The sequence below is a fragment of the Bradyrhizobium sp. i1.15.2 genome (genome assembly GCF_040548425.1).
GTDB classification, from domain to species: Bacteria; Pseudomonadota; Alphaproteobacteria; order Rhizobiales; family Xanthobacteraceae; genus Bradyrhizobium; species Bradyrhizobium canariense.
This window is the reverse complement of the sequence record NZ_JBEPRQ010000011.1, coordinates 1-17,027: the sequence shown is the minus strand read 5'-3', so window position 1 is coordinate 17,027 and position 17,027 is coordinate 1. Positions and strand designations below refer to the sequence as shown.

The following is a 17,027-nucleotide window of genomic DNA, read 5'->3' as shown; positions in this document are numbered from 1 at the left end:
CTCGACCTTGTTGGGCACCTTGTGCGCCAGCGCCATCTCGGACATGTCGTTCGGGTTGCGGTGGGCGCCAACGCGTACAGCGCGTCTCGCGCCGGATTTGGCGGCTACACGACGCCTAGTGGCCGGACAGGCACCTTAAAAGCCCAACGGCCGCGGCGATGATTGCCAGCACGGTCGAGGCGGGCCAGCGCAACATGGCCGTGCTCGAGCAATCGGTCATCAAAGATAACACGCTCATGCCCGGTGAATGGTATGGCGGACAGTTGCATGTCGCTCCCCCTACCGATCAGGGCGGACCTCAAAAGAGCTACACGATCATCATCATTGTCGGGTCCGATCGGCATGTCGTCGACGTGGCGCAAGGCCCGCCGGGAATTTAGTGAATGCCCTTTTCCGCCGTGGGACCGGACTGCGCCGCTATCGACCTGTCGGCTCAGCGTGAACTTCTTGACCCCGATCTTTCGGGCCGCCTCGCTGATCGAAATCAGCTCCAAAGGGCGTTTGCATCAGATTTGACCCCCGCAGCTAGCGACTTTTGGGGTCGGGCCACCGGTTTTGCTTTTCAGCTGGGGAGGACCCGCCATTTGCAATTGCAATCTCAACGCGAGGGAAGCGATATTCAGCGCACATTTAGAGAACCAAAGCGGATGGAAACTCGATATGAAATGTTCGCACTGCACAATCGCCTTTCACGACAATTGGCAGGTCGAGTATTGGATGCGAGGCAAGCAAGTGTTGAGGGCGGACGCGAATACCCACTGGATTTACAGGTCCGCCATTTGCCCTTCTTGCGGTGGGCGCATCCTAGAAGTTACCACGGCTGAAGACAGTACTAACCCGGAACTCCCTTGGCGACAGATCTATCCCGTGGGTGCCAATAGAGGCCCTGTTCCTGTCGAGGTGCCCTCTACGATCGCCGAGGACTATACCGAAGCATGTAACGTGCTTCCCATCAGCGCTAAGGCCTCCGCCGCACTATCCCGTCGCTGTTTGCAAGCAATCTTGCGCGCCCACGGCTACAAGGAGAAAGATTTGGCGAAGGAAATTGACAAACTGCTCGACGAACCTGATCCCAAGAAGGCGCTACCTCAGCGCCTACGCGAAACGATCGACGCCATTCGCAATTTCGGCAATTTTTCTGCGCACCCAATTAATGATCAAACGACACTTCAGGTGATCGATGTCGAAGCACATGAAGCTGAATGGTGCTTAGAAGTGATTGAAGAGCTCTTCGATCATTTCTACGTCGGCCCAGCAGCGGCCGCAGCAAAAAAGGCCGCACTGAACGCTAAGCTCACGGCTGGGGGAAAGCCTCCAGCAAAATAACCGGAGGCTGGAGTCCGATAAGAGCCCTTAGCGGACTCCAGGAGAGCAACGCCCTCCCCTGCCGGAGTCGGCTTTTGAACCTCGAGCGGATAATCGCACGTCGCGGACGAAGCAGTCCGGTGAGCCAGGCCCAATAGGCCGCAGCCAGTGCGCGGTTTTTACTTGGCCCCGTCGATCACCATGACGGAACACTGATCTGGCTTTACTCTGGCAGCCCGGCGGTTCTCAGCGCATCACCAAGGGTTTCCGCGAGCGCTGGGGCACAGTTCACGCCCGCGAACTGGCGGCGGTAGCGAAAGGTCGGATGAAGTTCGAGCACCCGCTCGGCGGCTGCCCTCGCTTCATCCAGCCGTCCGAGTTTGGCAAGCACAGCGGCTAGCTGCACGTAGGTGATGCTGTGAGCGGGATTGGCCTGCACGGACTTGTAGGCGGCGCGACTGGCTTCTTCAAAGCGGCCACGCAGCAAATGACTCATCGCCTGCGCATCGAATGCGGCGAAAGCCCATGGATCGAAGGGACTGAGCCGCATGCCTCGTTCGCTCCATTCGATGGCGCGCTCGGCTTCTCCGCTCCATCCGAGAACGACGCTGCCGAGGATGTAGGCTAGCGCCGAAGAGGGGCTGACGGCAAGCGCGGCTTCAAATGCGGTAAAAGCCGCGTCCCGATCATGGGCATCCATACCGATCGAAAACCCCGCAAGCGCCAGCGCACTCGCGTCGTCCCGGCCGTGGAGAATTGCCGAGCGGGCGTGGCGGATCGAAGCGGCACGGTTCGCCTCCTGCAAACCGACGCGAAGATAGAGGCAATGGTGGCACATCGCGGCGTTGCCATGTGCCAGGGCGTAGTCGGAATCAAGTTCGATGGCACGTTCGAGCAGCACGAGCGCTCGCGTCACCTGCTCAGGCATGCCGGAATCGACGTCGACCTGGGCCCGCAGAACCAGATCGTAAGCATCCAGACTGTCGGGGCGCTTCCGCTTGACCCTGTCGATTTCAGCACGGCGCAGGCTCGGCGCAATGGCGCCTACCGCGGAGAGTGCAATCTCGTCCTGGAGCGCGAAAATATCGTCGAATCTGCGGTCATATCGCTCGGCCCATACATGAGCGCCCGTCGAGGCGTCGATCATCTGGCCCGTCACGCGCACGTTGCCCTCGGCCTTGCGAACGCTGCCTTCGAGAACATAGCGAACGCCAAGCTCGCGGCCGACCTGCTTCACGTCCACGACACGGTCCCTGTAGGTCAAGGTCGAGTTTCGCGCAACGACGAACAACCACTTGATGCGGGCCAAGCCGGTGATGATGTCTTCAACCATGCCGTCGGCGAAGTACTCCTGCTGCGGATCACCGCTCAAGTTCGCAAACGGCAGAACCGCGACGGACGGCTTGTCGGGCAACGCCGGTGCGGACGCCGCACCAGTGACAGGTGACTGAGTACTGGTGGCGACGGCAGGCCCGACATAGCGATAGCCGCGGCGCGGCAGGGTTTCGATCCAGCTATCGGCCCTCTCGTCGGCCAGTACCCGGCGCAAGGCGGCGATCTGAACCGTTAGATTATTATCGGCAACTGCCAGTCCGTCCCAACCGGCCTCGACCAGCGCATCCTTGGACACCGGGGCACCCGCGTTCTCCAGCAGCAGCCGGAGCAGCGCGACAGCGCGCTGCCCGAGCATCGTCGGCCTGGTCCCCTGGTAGAGAATGCCCGCCTTTGGGTCCAGGCGGAACGGGCCGAACTGGTAGAGATCCGTGATAGGCATTCGGTGGTTTTAGCAAATTTTTGGGAACTGTTTCACGACTTTCCGACCCAGACGGCCGAAGTTGCTTCCGTGCTTGCAGGAGCAAGCGCTTGGTCGATGGAGGAATGTCATGAGCGCCGATCCTGTCATTCGCATGCCCAACGAGACAAAGGGGATCATACTCCGTGGTCATCCCATGGTTTTCCTCGTCACCGGCGAGGATACCAAGCACACCAGCATGTTCGAATGGACAATCCCGGCCGGGTTCGCCACTGGGCTGCATGTTCACCGGGTGCAGGAGGAGACCTTTTACCTGCTCGAGGGCGAGTGTGAGTGGCACGTTGGCGACAAAACGATCCGCGCGATCCCGGGGACCTATTTGTTCATTCCGCCGGGGGTACCGCACAACATCACCAATATCAGCGAGAAATCGGCGCGCGTGCTCATGACCGTCTCCCCGCCCGGCCACGAGCACTATTTCGAAGAGCTTGCGAAACTCGCAGCAAAGGGAGCGCCGGATCCACGAGCCCTGGCCGACCTCCGAGACCGCTACGACACCGATCAGTTCTCGAGTTTGACAGCACGGGCGTAAGCTTCAGCGCTCGGCTTTGATGGCAGCTTCTGGCCGATATTGTTGCAAAAGTCTTTTTGGGGTGGTGAACGAAAATTCTTAGAGCCGCTGATGCGCTTCACGCGCGGTGACGTGAGGGACCATATCGCTTCGCTTCAGGTCAACGGTACGCCGCCGCCCGCATCGTCCGTTGCTGGCGTCAGCAAAGGGCCGATTTTGTTGCAAAAGTCGAAAATCGAACGACCCTGAAAATCTCGCGAAAGTTGATCTTTGAAGCTAAACCGCCGTGTGAGTTCAGTCCGACGGCAAGCCGCTCAGTTGGGCATCCTGCTCTACAAGGGCTGAGCCTAGGTACCGTGAAGTGGCAGATAGCAGCGTTCCATACTCGGAACTGGAAATTACGCGCGCCGTGGCAGATCGAAGCACCCGCCGCAGAGATACACTTGCTTTATTGACGCCTGCCGACTCCCGCCCCTTACTTTAGGTCTTTCAGAGTGGATGGACGGGAGGCGCATTTGCAGGGACTTCGCCAAATCCAATTTGCTCAACGATTGAACCAAATCGCTTCCCTGCTCTCCGAACTCGAAGATCTCCGATGTCAAATCGAAGAAGCAGAGCGGCGCGTTAAGCCTTGTACTAGGGTCGCTTGGCGAAGGCTCGATTGCTCCGCTCGTAGTGAGACTGAGCCCCCCGTGCTTCATCAATCTTGGGATTGCGGCCGACGAACGGACTTGGAACGACTTGCTGATTGCAAGGTCTTCCCGTGCCCCACCCCAAGGGTGTAGCTCCTTCGCCAAGGCAGCTCAACAGCCCCAGCTTCACCGCCCTGAAGCTGGAGTCCTTTTGCTGGCTGGATAACTGCAGACCTCAGGAGGGCGTTGATGCAAGGTATCGCTCGATCCTTGTCCAACGACCGGACCGCGGCTCAAGCAGCGACACCCTGCCGCAGTGAGGCTGACGTATTAATCCGCTATTTTTACCTCTGGTAGTCTTTTACTTTTGCTACTCGCGCTCTTTTTTTGCTCTGACGCCGTCCTGATAGTGCTTTTGTGCTGCGGAGGACATTTTATGCGAGGCTCTCGCGCAATCCTTTACGTCGAACAACTTAGCGAACTCACTTCTCAGCTCTCAGAATTGGAACATCTTCGAGGTCTGGTCGAAGCAGCAGAGCGCAGCGCCCGAGTTGTGCCTCCATTGCGCTTGACACACTCTACTCCGCGCCGCCTTCGAAGTCGCAAACCGGGCGCCCTATCTGTCCGATTCCATCGCCGCGCGCGACGAACCTGGAAAGCAGGAGCTCTCAGCCCTCCTGAAAACGATAACCAAGTCGATCGGACTTTGCTGGAGCCATTCCCCGAAGGATGGTGGGCTTCCTCCTAAGAACCTCTCCAAGCGCTGACCTTGACGAAGAGATAAATCCAATGCTGGCGGCCCCCCCCTGAGAAGACACATGGGAGCTTCGGACTGTCGTTGTCGTGACCGTAACCGTCGAAGAGTCCGAGGCGATCGCTGCTCGCATTTTCGAGCGGATTACCGAACTCGAGCTGGAACTTGCCGCTCGGGGTTTCAACATCCCCGCGAGCGGCGACCACAGCCCAACGTGACGACCCGAGCAGCATGTCTGTCTACGATCCTCTACGCAGAGAACTGGAGCGCACAAGGGCGCAAACTATTCGGCTCACGTTCTTGGAAATCGAAGGAATTCTCGGCAGGCCATTACCGCCGTCAGCCTATAGGTTCAGTGCGTGGTGGGGAAACGAGAGTTCGCGCAAAAGCTGGGCACACGCAAGCCATGGCGTGGCTGCAGTCAGGCTTCGCGGCTAGGGTTTCCCTGAAACAGCGAGCAGTGGAATTTCATCGAACTTGAAGGCTTTCACGACCACCCACCTTATGAGCAACACCGTCTGCTCGTGCCAATTCTAGCTCGGACGGGCTGTCGAGCACATAGCAATATCGATTGCTAGGTGCAGCCTTTTGCGGGAGACGGGGGCGGCGACCAAAACGGTCGCGGGTTGGCCGAAGTACTTCCACCATATCGTGGGCGACGCTCAGTCACTTTTTCATGCAAAGCCCAATCGTTGGGGACGTCCCGCACTTCGCCCCGTCCGCGGCACCGCCACTTGGGCAGAACACGGACACTAGTGCTTCGCTGCTGTCGCAATTGACTGCGCCGTCTGCCTGAACCGCTCGGATGTTGACCGTCGCCGGATCCCCCTTATCTCCCTTTTCGCCTTTCGGACCCTGCGGGCCTTGAGGCCCCTGCGCGCCGGCGGGGCCCTGTGGTCCAGGCACTCCTTGGATGCCTTGGGCTCCCTGCGGGCCCGCTGGACCTTGCGCGCCTGGATCTCCTTTAGGCCCTGGGTCTCTCCCACACGCTGCAAGTGCGAACGCAGCGCTCATTGCGGCCACAGCAATCAGTTTGTGCATTGCCAACCTCCAACGATCAAGATGATTAAACTTCGCGGCTGACAGCCGCGCAAGAGGCGTCAGAGGTCCTTGCCGATCGCATCTTGAAACAATGCCCTTCCACCATCGGCGTTCCTGATCTGCCTCTTCATCTACGCCGGGTCAGCCTTCGTTTCGGTCTTGGGCCTGGTTTCGACCGTGCGAACCGCAGACGCCGCTCAGGTGATGGCCCGTACGAATTAGCCGCGCATCCGGCATTCGATCGTCGACCAGGTTGTGTCCGCCTATCTCGACCGAATTGGCCGAAGGCGGCCGGTGCGCCCGTTCGAACGGATGGCAATCAACGCATTCGGTGCGACAATTGCCGACGATCTCGCGGTCAAGCTCATGACACCAGAAACCGTCTCCTGGCAGATGAAACGCTCGCCTCGGACTTTCGACCTCAAGCCAAGTAGTCCTGCGGCGGCGCCTTCCTTCAGCCCAGAACGATAGTTTCAACTCTCAGGCAGGGCATGCACCTGTAGGCATAGGCGGCGGGCAGGTTTGCAATTGCCGGCAGGGACGCGAGAAACTCCATTGGACGGTGACATCTGTTGCAGATGCGGGTTGGTGCCTTGTCCGTGCCACCGCCTTGCGCATTGCTGGTCCGCCAAAAGGTGAGAACGGTAATTTCAATCGCCGGCGTTTTACACTCCGGACGACTACCGCGTGGCTGTATCGAAAATAGGCCCCGCCAGCGTGAGCCGCTATTGCTCCTAAACCGAGACTCAGTTCTGATTTCGATCATTGCGGCCAAATTGCCTGCGGGAGGCGATCGTGAACGGCGAAGCCGGATGCACCGTTTGTAGCCAAGCTCGACTGCTCAAAGCTGTTTTCCCCGTCACCAAAGGCTACGAACTGAAGCGTTATGAATGCGCTAGTTGCGGCAGCGATCTGTGGCTAGTTACGAGAGTGTCCCGATCATCCGCGCCTAAGCAGCAAAGCGGGAGATCCCGCCGAGGTACGCGGCCTAAGACCATCGAAGCGGCCTTGAAGGGCGCCTCTCGTGCCGCAGGTAATCCAAAGCCGAAAGCCCCGCCAGCGTGAACCGCTGCGCTCTTCTTGCCTGGGGTGAAGGCCTTCTGCCGGCTGTGAACAGATCATACGCGGTGAGAGCTGGACCCGCCGCGATCGCAACCTTGCACGAAGCCATTTCCCAGCCCCGGCGAAATCTCGCTGAAACGGAGGGGGTCGAAGGTGCCGGCATCGAACGCCGATTGACACGCGGCGACGACGCCGGCGGCGAGATAGAGAACGGGCACGGCCGCAGCCGCGCTGAAACAACGTTCATCGTCCACCTTTGAGGTTTTAGGATCTGCGCCACGGCCCCCGGCGCGCGGGATCTCAAGACGCTGGCGCTAGGCCAGGTCGACGTAACGGGTGGCGACATAGCCGTCGACGATGCGCAGCCATTTCGTCGCGCCGTTCATGATCTCGCCGGAAACCGCAACCTTGTCGCCGGCATTGAGCACGTTGACCATGGTGGAGCTCGCGCTCGCGTTCGATCGGACATTGAGGCCGTCGACGTTGATGACGCCGAGACGGCCAGTCACCGACGGCGCCGGCGCCGGCCGTTCGCTCATCAGCTTCGCGACGCCGTACCGAAACATGACCATGTCGAAACTCGGATCGTCTTTGCGACCCTTCGGCAACGCGAACTCCTTGTGTCCCGCCGCCATGATCGGCTTAGCGCCGACGTGCTGCAAGATCGCAGCGCAGACGCGCATATAAGCCAGCATCTGCACGTCCGGCCACGCCTCGGCCCGCGGCCCCTTGGTCTCGCCGGTGTTCTCGGCCTCGATCCCGATGAGATGCGAATTGCCGTCCGTCACGCCCTGCCAGGATCCGGCGCCGGCGTGCCAGCCCTTGCCGGCCGCGATCATGTAGACCTTGCCGGAGCGGCCGAGCCCGATGTTGCAGAGCGGCCCGCCGAGATCCGGCCGGCCGTCAACGAGAACGTTAATGTCGGGCAGATCGCCGTGAAGCGGGCCGCAGGTACGGTGGCAGAGCACACCCTGCACCTTGCCCATGTTGCCGTGGCCGCGCGTTTGCCAGCCGGGATGCTCGAGCACTTCAAGGCCGGCGTCACGCAGCACGCTCGGCAGCCAAGTCAGGGAAAACTGCCTCGAAATCTCTCCTCTTCGTTAAGGACCGCCCATTGAAATCACTGGGCTGGCGCCCCCAATTGTGGGTTGCATCCGCGCAAATCTCGCGCTATTTGCCCAGAATGGGCTGGAGGTTGTGGGCTGCATTAGGAGCTCTCATTGCGTGCGCTGGTGTTGCCGGCGGGTCCTCCTATGGCTTTTACGAATTGAACCGGCGGCTCGATGTCATTGCCGAACACGACGCGACGCAAAGCCGACAGCTGAAGGTCCTGACTGACCTGGCGCGGCTTCTGTCCCCCACGGATGGCGAACACCGCCGCCTCGACATCCGCAAATTCGCGATAACCAGCCAGCTCGCCCAATCCAGCGCGCCGATCGTTGTCATCGGGGACAGCATCACCGAAGCCGCGCTGCTGCCGACCAGACTTTGCGGCCACCCGCTCATCAATGCCGGGATCGGCGGCCTGACAGCAGGCAATTACGCTGATCTCGCACCTGGCCTCCTGGCCGAGCGTAAGATCGCGGCACTCGTCATCGCCCTAGGCATCAACGACGCGAACCGAACGACCGGCTCGACCGACGAATTCGTGCGGCAATACCGGCGACTGCTCGCCATCGCCGGGCAAGCGAGCGCCCACTTGATCATCGCCGGCGTTCCGCCGATCGACGCCGACGGTGCGCTTGCACCCTATTTCGACATTCCACGCAGCGAAGAGATCGATGCCAAGCTGGCGAAGATCGCCGCTGATGCTGGTCTGCCCTTTGTCAGCCTGCGTGGCCTAAAGATGCGCGAGCCCGGCACGCGGGTGGATGGTGTTCATCTGACAGCCAAAGGATATGAAGCCTGGCAGCGCGCCGTCATCGGCGCAGTACAGGCCACGCTTGACTGTGCCTCATCCGCTTCACCCGACTAGAACGGCGCGCCAGTCGCGTGCATTGCGTTGTAGATCAACGTCGCAGCACTCGCCTGCCCCGCAGCCGTGAAGTGCGTTCCATCGGCCTGCCGGTTCGTACCTCCTGTCAGACTGTCGAGATTGCCTCCGCCGAACCAAGGATTTCCAAGCGCTACCAGATTTGCCTGCGCGCCCTGAATCGTCGCATTGGCCGCGTTGCTAAGAATGGTCTCGGTCGGGATGAACACGCGGCCCGAGAAACCACAGGCCTGCATGGCCGCGACTTGCTGCTGCATGAAGGCCTGATAGTTCGCCGCGCTGGTGCCGGTATCGTTCTCGCCTAGAAAAAAGATGACGGCGAATGTTACGCCGGTCGTCGCAGGAGTAGTGCCGCGGCCTGCCAGCCGTTTCATCGCGACGCAGCCGCGGCTATAGAGCACCCCTCCGGGGGCGTACAGCGTGGAGGTTGCGCCGCCGACAGCGCCAGGAACCAGGATCACCCGGTTGAAAGCGCCGTTGGTGATCAGAGCGTCAGCCAAACGCGGTCCGATGGAGCCGGGTCCTAAGCTGCTCTGGGTCTGGCCTAGCAGAGGATCAAGATTTTGGTAGAGCGCGCCATCGTAGATGTTGAAGTTGTCGATTGCCGACGCATTAGTTGGCGTGAACGACGAAGGACCGACAGATGCACCGTTGCTGGCGCCCAGCGTGATCAGAACCAGAGTCTTCTGTGCGCCGTTGATGGTCGCGTTGCACGGGATACCGCCCGCATCGGTCCGGCGGGTATGGCCGGACACCGAATAATTTCCGCTGTTGTTGAGGGGGGTCGGGTCGTTGCGCCAGTTCTCACCCAAGACTAGCGGGTCATTTGACCCGCCCCCTCTGGACTGACCGAAAGAGGAGCCCGGCGAGAGGAGAAGCGCGAGCGCCGCAAGACAGATCACCAGAAGCCGCATACTTTGAGCCTTTGAAGATGAGTGTTGCCAATTGTGATGATCGTGATCGCGTTGCTGCCGTCACCCTGCTCATTTGCCGAAATGAAGTTGGCGCCGAGCACCCCTTTGAACACGTCAGAGACCGTGACCGACATGTTGAAGTTAGCCGTACCGGGGAAGAGCTGGTTGGAACCGGCATCGATGGTGTTCGTGCTATTGAGCGCAAGCCCGAAATTGTACTGCGCGCCCAGCGTCGAGGAACGCGGCGTGACGTAGTAGATGGCATCGAGCGACGATCCAGCCGCCCCGGTCACGAAGTTGAACTGGTTCACGGCGCTCGCGTCAGCCTGCCGGACCGTGGATGAGCTATAGGAGTAGATGCCTCCGGACGCAGGATCGTTGCTTGTCGAGCAGAGATATTCCTGGTTGAAGGCATTCCACAGATTGAAGGTTCCTGCCGTGCCGCTCGCCCCATAGGTGAAGCTGACCTGACCCGCCGAGCCGGTCCTGGTCGTCCCCACATGAGTGCATTGATGCGCGGCGCAGGTGAATGTCGTCGTGTTGTTGTAGCGGCACGCCATTGAATTCTTGTTCGTGGGCAGTCCATCGATTTTTTCGATGTCGGTCGAGCCCGCACCAGTCCCACGCACGCTTGCACCGACTGTATTCGACCCAGCGACCGCGCCTGCGGACCAATCCGGCCCCGAGCACAGGCGCAGTGTTCCGGAGTCTAGGCCGACGAACCAATCATAATTCGAACTTGCGGCCCAGTTGGAGCCAAGCGCAACCGAGAGTTCGCACGCACCCACTGTACCAGCGACGCAAAGCTGACGGACGACAACAGCCGAGCCGTTATATATCGGAACATTCTTGCCGGCCGCAGACGCCGTGTAATAGCTCGTGGTGGCAGCCGTGACTGACGCTGCCAATACCGGCGTATTGCTGGTCAGCGTGATACGGCCCTGCGGCGTCGGCCACTGCACCAGCGCGCCGGTCTCGGTATTGAGCGAAGTGACGCCGCTGCCGCCGCCGCCAAGCGCGCCGACCGTGGTTTTCTTGAACGCATTGCTGGCCGAAACGTCCTGGATCAGGACGAGGTCGGACGCGCCCGGAGACGCTTTCAGCGTCAATGCGCTGACGTCGATATCGCTCGGCGTCGCGGTCGAGCCGCCGGTGTTGCACTTGAGGGTATAGGCCGCCATCGTTGCCACTTTGGCATTGGTGACGGCGTTGGCCGCGATGGTCGTGGCACAGCTGCCGGCCGATGCTGTGACGTCCCCGGTCAGCGCCGGCGTCTGCGAGCAGGCCAGCGACGACGATAAATCGGCAAAGCTCGGCTGCGAGCAGCCGTGCACGCCGGCGCTCGACAGCGTCCGAAACCAATTGCTCGAGGAGCACGTCGAGGCAACCACCGTCGTGGCGATCACGCCGGCGTCGCGTTGATCTAAATCAATGGAACACCGCTCCGGGTGAATCGCTTCGATCCCGACGGCACCCAGCACGTTTCCCCCCTTTGGCCGCCAACGGATATGAACCCATGACGGCGTAAAGGTGCCAGGATCGGCCATCCAGATCGTTTATCAAAGCGGACGGCACACGGACCCAAGCAATTGCTTGGCCGCTATCAAACCGCCGGCGGCACGCGCATCCCAATCCAGCTACTTGCTAACGACCGCACCGCTCGACGGGGCCGTTAGTGAGAGGGATTCTCGGAAGTCGGCCTGCGGGACGCATAATGCGTTGCACTATCACCGATCTTGTTGGGGACCCACTCCTCCGCGGTCGAGTCCCAATGATGAGTCTCGTCGAAGTTTTTCCAGGGTGGCCGCTTTGGCTTGCTTTCACCCTTCTGTCGATTTGCATTCAGTGCTCGGAGTTGGACGACGAGTACCCCAGCCATCATCACCCATTCGCGAGCGCTATATCTTGAGTTCCATTTGATTGCCGCGAGCATTGGATGCCTCCTTCAAAGTGAGAAGCCTTTGCCACACTAGCCCGGGTCAAGAACGCAGGGATGTAAAGTACTTCACACTCAGCCGACATCTTCGACATAGTTGCGGGCGATCTTAGTGCCCGGCGACCGCAATTTACGTTTGCTCGACATTCGGCGGGCATTTTGCCGCGCGCTCAAACGCACCCGACGATGAGTCGCATTGTTTTTTGGTCGCAAGCATGGGCGATAGTCTAAGGCCGCCCATCGGGCGACCTTCCACGCCCAGCGGTAGTAATTAGGCATACACGGCGCCGGCCGCCGGAGCTAGCAATTGCGCTGCTAGTAAGTGAGGTCGAAAGCAACGCTGTAATGGTCGGAGGTGTTACGGCGGCGAACCTGCCGCAGGATCTTAAAAATTCGCGTCGATCGTCTTCTTCTGGAGAGGACATCGCGCCTCCTATGATTTTGGAAATAATGAAGTGTTAGTCGATTAGAAAGTTAAGTAGTTCAATCACGAAATGTAGCCAAAAATCCCGTTTCAGTCGGCGGACTCTTTACGCGCTGCTAGAATGAATGAAAGAAGCGGTACCTACGTGCGGCTGCTGACACTCGGGCAGGATCTGACAGCCGTAGGAACCTAGCATCACTGCCCGGCTTGCTGTCTCGCTAGCTCTCTTCTTCGAGCCGGCGGAGCGGCCCCGGCCTTTGACCCCCAGGCAATCCAGCCGGGGTCGTCTCTAAGCCGCGCGGCCTCGCCTTACTCGGCGGCTCTTCCTTGGGAACATAAAGCTGCGTCCAGAGTCTGCCCACGTAGTGGCGAGACGTGCCTATGACATCAAGACAAGATTCCGTCCGATGTCCCAAGTGCGACCGACCGACACGGGTTATAGAGCGCATTTGGAACCCAAAGCCACCCGGCTTCCTCTGGATCTTCGAATGCGAATGCGGCGAGTTGGTCTGGGAAGAACAGCCACATGAGGACGTGGTGGCAGGGCCTTGAACAAGGCGCCCACCCTGCCCACGAGAAGATTTGGCGAAGGAGGACAAAGCCTGCCGGCGTAACCGGCGGGCCTTTGATCAGATCACTGCGCTTGCTTCTTTGTCGACGTCGGCGGCTTCGCTGTGCCGCTCTTCGGGGGACCATAATTCGCTGAGCCACGAGAGCCATAGCCCCCAGCCTTGCCATCCATTTTGTTAGCCGATGCTGGCGATGTCATGAAGCCGGCGGCGATCATGGCGCCCCCGAATGCAACGATTACGATCAAGGATAGCTCTTAAGATTGACATTGGCTGCTCCAAAACAGCTTTTCTGAAATCGCCACGCCGCAATGCACGTAGCGGGTGCAGCTTATTCCCTACTAGCTTGGCCCGCGAGCCATTTTTCTAAAGCTTGGAGGCCCGCCAACGTGAACCAACGGGCGAGGAAGGCGCTGTCATCAGCCTGTGGCATAATCATTGCAATGTTGAAGACGGACTGGGATTTCCGTGCCCAGTTTGAGACAAGAGCGCCGCCGGGGGGACTGGCATTTCGAGCCCGGCAGCGCTCTCCTTTATGTTCTGGCTCGCCTGCGGAAGGCCCGCACCCGATTGGGGCGCGGGCCAAATTGCCAACGGTTGGCAGGCGGACTATTCGGCCGCCTGCAGCACCACCGCCGACCGTCTGGCGGCTACCTCCGCGCGCTCGTCATCAACCAGCTCGTTGGCATGACCTAGGGACTCCTCAAGCTCCGCCTTCACGTGGTCAGCGGTCCAGAGCAATCCGCCCAGTATCGATGAGGCTAAGAGGATGCCGCGCGGTTAAGTGAGCAATTTTCCAGGCTGAAGGAGATCGCCTCGAACCTTGAATACCCTAAGATTGAAGGGGATCCCGTTCTGTGGCTCACCTTCAGCGAGACCCAACACACGCACCGCCGGCGCCTCCACCTGATCAACCGGGCAACTAGGACCAAAATCCCCTCGTCTTGGTAACTCGCGGCCTGCGGTCCCTCACGCCGCCGGGCCCTCCTCGCGGCCTGAGCTTGGCTCGCCTCCATCGCTCCGCCGCCCTCCAACTCTATGCCGCGCGATCTCAGCACCGGAGGCGTCAACCACGATCACGACCGTGCCCGCATCACGGTCGCAATCTGGATCGCTGGCGATGTCCCGAGCGACGCGGGCGCCGTACTGGTCGGCTAGCTCAGCAGAGCTAAACATCTCACCCAAGTCATCCGCCTGTGTCTCGCCTTTGTGGAAAATCGGGAAGTAGTAACGTCGCATAGCGGAGCTCGCCCTTTCGCGCCGATATGCGCTCATCTCGGGAGGTCCGCACCTGTCAAAAACGACAGGGTCCTGGGAAGCGGATCACCGGGCGCCCTCCTCACAGCACCCGCCGCGTGTGTCGTCATTGACCCGCAGCAACAACGCTCGATGCATGCCGCTAGACAGCCTGATAACACTCCCCGACCTTGTCCCGCGGGGCACTTGGCTGGCACCGACAACCTACCAGAGCCGACTCAATCGGCTTTGAACACGACGCCGATGCGAGTATCACTGGACCAAACGAGACGACAATCTCGGATGATACGGTCTCTTTCCAACATCATCTTGAATGTGGCACGCATGTGCAGCTTCGTCGGTAGCTCGATGCCAGCGCCGTCCTCCGAGATGTTGAAAACGCGGCAACGTTGGCTGCCGCCATCTCCAAAAATGTAGGCGACCAAGTCGACATCCGAACGATCGATCTTCCGGCGATCCGACATGATTACTTATCCTTGAGTTGACGCGGCTGCCTCGGGTCCTTCATTGGTCGAAGCTATTTCAAGCAGTCTAAACTGCCTCGCGATCCGTGTTGCCAAGCGCGACCGCTCTTTGGCGAGCTCTCCCTCATAGTCGGATACGTCGTGTCCGTCTCGCTTAAGGACCTCGATCAGGATTGTTTGGCTCTGAACATAGGTCACCTTGTCAGCGATCTCTCGCGTCAAAACAGCCAGCTCGTCATCATTATCTGATGTCACGGCGATCTCCTTGGTCGGACTGATCACGCGCAGAAAGGCGCGATTTTGCATGCCCAATACTTACAGATCGTTACGCGGGCACCCTGGACCGCCCCTATAGGCGCGTCGCCAGTTCGGCCCTGGCCGAGCAAGCTGGGTGCAAGCGCAACCTCGCGATGTTCACGCTCCAAACCTGGAACTCATCATTTACCACCTGGCTATACGATCATGGTCCGCAGCGCTTCTGCTGGCATGAAATCGATGTCCAACAATCGACAAGAGATCCGTCCGTGGTCGCCCGACGAAGAAGCGCAACTACTTGCGCTACTCGACGAGGGCATGACTGCAACCGAGCTGGGCGAGCGGTTGGGTCGCAGTCGCCAGGCCGTCTACGGTCGGTTACAACGTTTCCGCAAGCAGCGAGGCCGAGTAAGCCGATCCAGTGGACGCGCCTTCGCGCAATGGATCGGTTAGCCGGCGGTCTCCCTCCCCGGCACAACAGTCGCCGCGGCTTTGCATCATTCACCGCGGCAACAACCTTCCTCGGCAGTGCGGCGTCGTGTTGCGCGCGCGCCAGCCGGACGATCGCAACCGTCGAAGCGACGTATCCTTGAAGGGTGTTGACTTGCGCTGACCCTGAGGGAATGGACGGGATAGCGGAGAATTGCCTAAACTGACGCGATGCACCGCGAAATCAAAGAGATGCTGATCGGTTCAGGCATCATAATCCTACTCGGCATCGGCATCATCGCATGGCCGCCCCTCGGCCTATTCGTTGATCGCTACTTTTTCTCGTACCTGAGACTGGCGCTGCAGTGGGCCATCTCTTGAAGCAAATCGGCACCCAACCTGAGACGTTTCAGATCCCCTCGCCGCGGCGTCCAAGGTTAGCAATCAATGCCCGAAAATCCATTGAGTCACGAAAACGTCGCCGATAGGCTCAAGCTCGTGCGGAAAGCCGTTGCCGGGACGCAGACGGCGTTTTGTAAGCGCATCGGAATTGAAGTGCAGCGCTGGAACAATTTCGAACGGGGCATGCCTTTGTCGAAGAGCGTCGGCATTTTGCTGGTGCAAAAGATTCCAGACCTTACCCTGGATTGGTTATTTCTAAGGAAAGAGGATGGATTGCCACTCCGACTTCGCGATGAGTTGGAGTTCACAACCCCGTAGCTACAACCCTGAACATGCCCGTCACTCCTGCAGGGTTGAAGGCGCCCTTAAATATCGTCGCGCGTGGTGGGATAAGTGCGCTGCTTGCGAACTGCGCACTATGTTGTTAGACCGCGCCCTCAACATTGAAGGAGCGCCGCTTGCCTACGAAGAAACAAGTAGTTCGTCGCGAGTGGACCAGGTCCGACGTCAAGGAACTCAAGGCGAACTCAAAGACACGAACCCCTGTGGTGAAAATAGCCAAGATGACCAAGCGAACCGAGGGCGCGCTACGTCAGAAGGCGCTCTACTTGGGAATTGGTCTGGGCCATCAGCGGTGATTGAAAGGTAACCCTACGCGGTAGGCCGCAGCGCGCTGATCTTTCCAGTTAACCGTTAGAGCTCGTCGGACTCCTCGGTTTTCGGCTTCATCGTCGCAGCGAGCACTTGGCGGCGTTTTTCGATGATGCGAGGGTCCTCTTTGTGGATTGCGATCAGCTCTTTGAGGTTCTCGATCCCTCATCGGTGAACGCCATCACCCCATCTTCACCGACGCCCACGACCCATCCTCGGGGTCCATTTCTTCGGCGACCTCGAACAGCCATTCCTCGTCTTCTCCAAGCATCTCGGCGACATGGCCGAGGGTAAACACGTGGCTGACTTTGTTGACGGGCCCCATCAAGCCGCCTGCGCCGCGAGGCCTTGCTGTTGCGCAATCTTCCAGTTCCAGGGCAGCAGCTCATCGAGCCTGTGGGCGGGGTGGATGGCGATGCGAGCGAGTACATCGGCAAGCCAGACCTGAGGATCGACGTCGTTCATCTTCGCAGAGACGATGAGGCTATACATGGCGGCGGCACGACGCCCTCCGCGGTCAGACCCGCAGAATAACCAAGACTTTCTGCCCAATGCGATGCCGCGCAGCGCTCTTTCGGCGGCGTTGTTCGAGAGACAGACGCGGCCATCGTCGAG

Annotated in this window: 18 protein-coding genes; 9 read left to right on the top strand and 9 right to left on the bottom strand. The window is 59.7% G+C overall.

Annotated elements, in window-relative coordinates:
* Nucleotides 1-158 precede the first annotated feature (158 nt).
* Both ABIB80_RS20540 and ABIB80_RS20535 read left to right on the top strand, forming a co-directional pair.
* Entirely contained in the window at nt 159-380 is a 222-nt protein-coding gene (locus tag ABIB80_RS20540; RefSeq protein ID WP_354128203.1) for a hypothetical protein, read from the top strand.
* Nucleotides 381-660: 280 nt separating this feature from the next.
* Complete coding sequence (locus ABIB80_RS20535; RefSeq protein WP_354128202.1) at nt 661-1,326, top strand: DUF4145 domain-containing protein; 666 nt, start codon at nt 661-663, stop codon at nt 1,324-1,326.
* A 202-nt stretch (nt 1,327-1,528) separates the two neighbouring features.
* On the opposite strand, the gene ABIB80_RS20530 is transcribed toward ABIB80_RS20535, so the two are convergent.
* Entirely contained in the window at nt 1,529-3,079 is a 1,551-nt protein-coding gene (locus tag ABIB80_RS20530; protein WP_354128201.1) for a winged helix-turn-helix domain-containing tetratricopeptide repeat protein, read from the bottom strand.
* A 109-nt stretch (nt 3,080-3,188) separates the two neighbouring features.
* On the opposite strand from ABIB80_RS20530, the gene ABIB80_RS20525 reads away from it, so the two are divergent.
* The 4 genes from ABIB80_RS20525 (at nt 3,189) to ABIB80_RS20515 (ending at nt 7,378) form a co-directional block, all read left to right on the top strand.
* Nucleotides 3,189-3,650 (top strand): cupin domain-containing protein, encoded by a 462-nt coding sequence (locus ABIB80_RS20525; protein ID WP_354128200.1) that lies wholly within the window; start codon nt 3,189-3,191, stop codon nt 3,648-3,650.
* A 1,454-nt stretch (nt 3,651-5,104) separates the two neighbouring features.
* A complete protein-coding gene (locus tag ABIB80_RS20520) occupies nt 5,105-5,233 on the top strand; it encodes a hypothetical protein (protein WP_354128199.1) in 129 nt (42 codons plus the stop codon).
* Between the two features lie 13 nt (nt 5,234-5,246).
* On the top strand, nt 5,247-5,453 hold the full coding sequence (locus ABIB80_RS39360; protein WP_473256022.1) for a DUF7662 domain-containing protein: 207 nt from the start codon (nt 5,247-5,249) through the stop codon (nt 5,451-5,453).
* Nucleotides 5,454-7,213: 1,760 nt separating this feature from the next.
* Complete coding sequence (locus ABIB80_RS20515; protein ID WP_354128198.1) at nt 7,214-7,378, top strand: hypothetical protein; 165 nt, start codon at nt 7,214-7,216, stop codon at nt 7,376-7,378.
* A gap of 54 nt (nt 7,379-7,432) precedes the next feature.
* Here ABIB80_RS20515 and ABIB80_RS20510 read toward each other — a convergent pair whose 3' ends face one another.
* Nucleotides 7,433-8,170: an N-acetylmuramoyl-L-alanine amidase gene (locus ABIB80_RS20510; RefSeq protein WP_354128197.1), complete on the bottom strand. Its 738-nt coding sequence runs from the start codon at nt 8,168-8,170 to the stop codon at nt 7,433-7,435.
* A 62-nt stretch (nt 8,171-8,232) separates the two neighbouring features.
* On the opposite strand from ABIB80_RS20510, the gene ABIB80_RS20505 reads away from it, so the two are divergent.
* The gene (locus ABIB80_RS20505; RefSeq protein ID WP_354128196.1) at nt 8,233-9,093 is read left to right on the top strand and encodes an SGNH/GDSL hydrolase family protein; all 861 of its coding nucleotides are present in this window, start codon (nt 8,233-8,235) and stop codon (nt 9,091-9,093) included.
* On the opposite strand, the gene ABIB80_RS20500 is transcribed toward ABIB80_RS20505, so the two are convergent.
* From ABIB80_RS20500 to ABIB80_RS20485, 5 genes are all read right to left on the bottom strand, one after another.
* Nucleotides 9,090-10,025, bottom strand: a complete 936-nt coding sequence (locus ABIB80_RS20500) for a hypothetical protein (RefSeq protein WP_354128195.1) — start codon at nt 10,023-10,025, stop codon at nt 9,090-9,092. The two genes, ABIB80_RS20505 and ABIB80_RS20500, sit on opposite strands and share 4 nt — an antisense overlap.
* Nucleotides 10,010-11,431: a hypothetical protein gene (locus tag ABIB80_RS20495; protein WP_354128194.1), complete on the bottom strand. Its 1,422-nt coding sequence runs from the start codon at nt 11,429-11,431 to the stop codon at nt 10,010-10,012. Before ABIB80_RS20495 ends, ABIB80_RS20500 begins: the two co-directional genes overlap by 16 nt.
* Nucleotides 11,432-13,923: 2,492 nt before the next feature.
* The gene (locus ABIB80_RS39355; protein WP_502918733.1) at nt 13,924-14,193 is read right to left on the bottom strand and encodes a DUF6894 family protein; all 270 of its coding nucleotides are present in this window, start codon (nt 14,191-14,193) and stop codon (nt 13,924-13,926) included.
* Between the two features lie 236 nt (nt 14,194-14,429).
* On the bottom strand, nt 14,430-14,675 hold the full coding sequence (locus ABIB80_RS20490) for a PilZ domain-containing protein (protein ID WP_354128193.1): 246 nt from the start codon (nt 14,673-14,675) through the stop codon (nt 14,430-14,432).
* Between the two features lie 6 nt (nt 14,676-14,681).
* Nucleotides 14,682-14,981, bottom strand: a complete 300-nt coding sequence (locus ABIB80_RS20485; RefSeq protein WP_354128192.1) for a hypothetical protein — start codon at nt 14,979-14,981, stop codon at nt 14,682-14,684.
* A gap of 156 nt (nt 14,982-15,137) precedes the next feature.
* On the opposite strand from ABIB80_RS20485, the gene ABIB80_RS20480 reads away from it, so the two are divergent.
* Together ABIB80_RS20480 and ABIB80_RS20475 are read left to right on the top strand one after the other, a co-directional pair.
* Nucleotides 15,138-15,383, top strand: a complete 246-nt coding sequence (locus ABIB80_RS20480) for a helix-turn-helix domain-containing protein (RefSeq protein WP_354128191.1) — start codon at nt 15,138-15,140, stop codon at nt 15,381-15,383.
* Nucleotides 15,384-15,806: 423 nt separating this feature from the next.
* Complete coding sequence (locus ABIB80_RS20475; RefSeq protein ID WP_354128190.1) at nt 15,807-16,079, top strand: helix-turn-helix transcriptional regulator; 273 nt, start codon at nt 15,807-15,809, stop codon at nt 16,077-16,079.
* A 514-nt stretch (nt 16,080-16,593) separates the two neighbouring features.
* Here ABIB80_RS20475 and ABIB80_RS20470 read toward each other — a convergent pair.
* Together ABIB80_RS20470 and ABIB80_RS20465 are read right to left on the bottom strand one after the other, a co-directional pair.
* Nucleotides 16,594-16,737 carry a hypothetical protein gene (locus ABIB80_RS20470; protein ID WP_342761092.1) on the bottom strand — a complete coding sequence of 48 codons (144 nt, stop codon included), beginning with the start codon at nt 16,735-16,737 and terminating at the stop codon, nt 16,594-16,596.
* A partial coding sequence (locus ABIB80_RS20465) for a transposase domain-containing protein (protein WP_354128189.1) occupies nt 16,737-17,027 on the bottom strand: 291 nt, incomplete at its 5' end. The genes ABIB80_RS20465 and ABIB80_RS20470, both read right to left, overlap by 1 nt.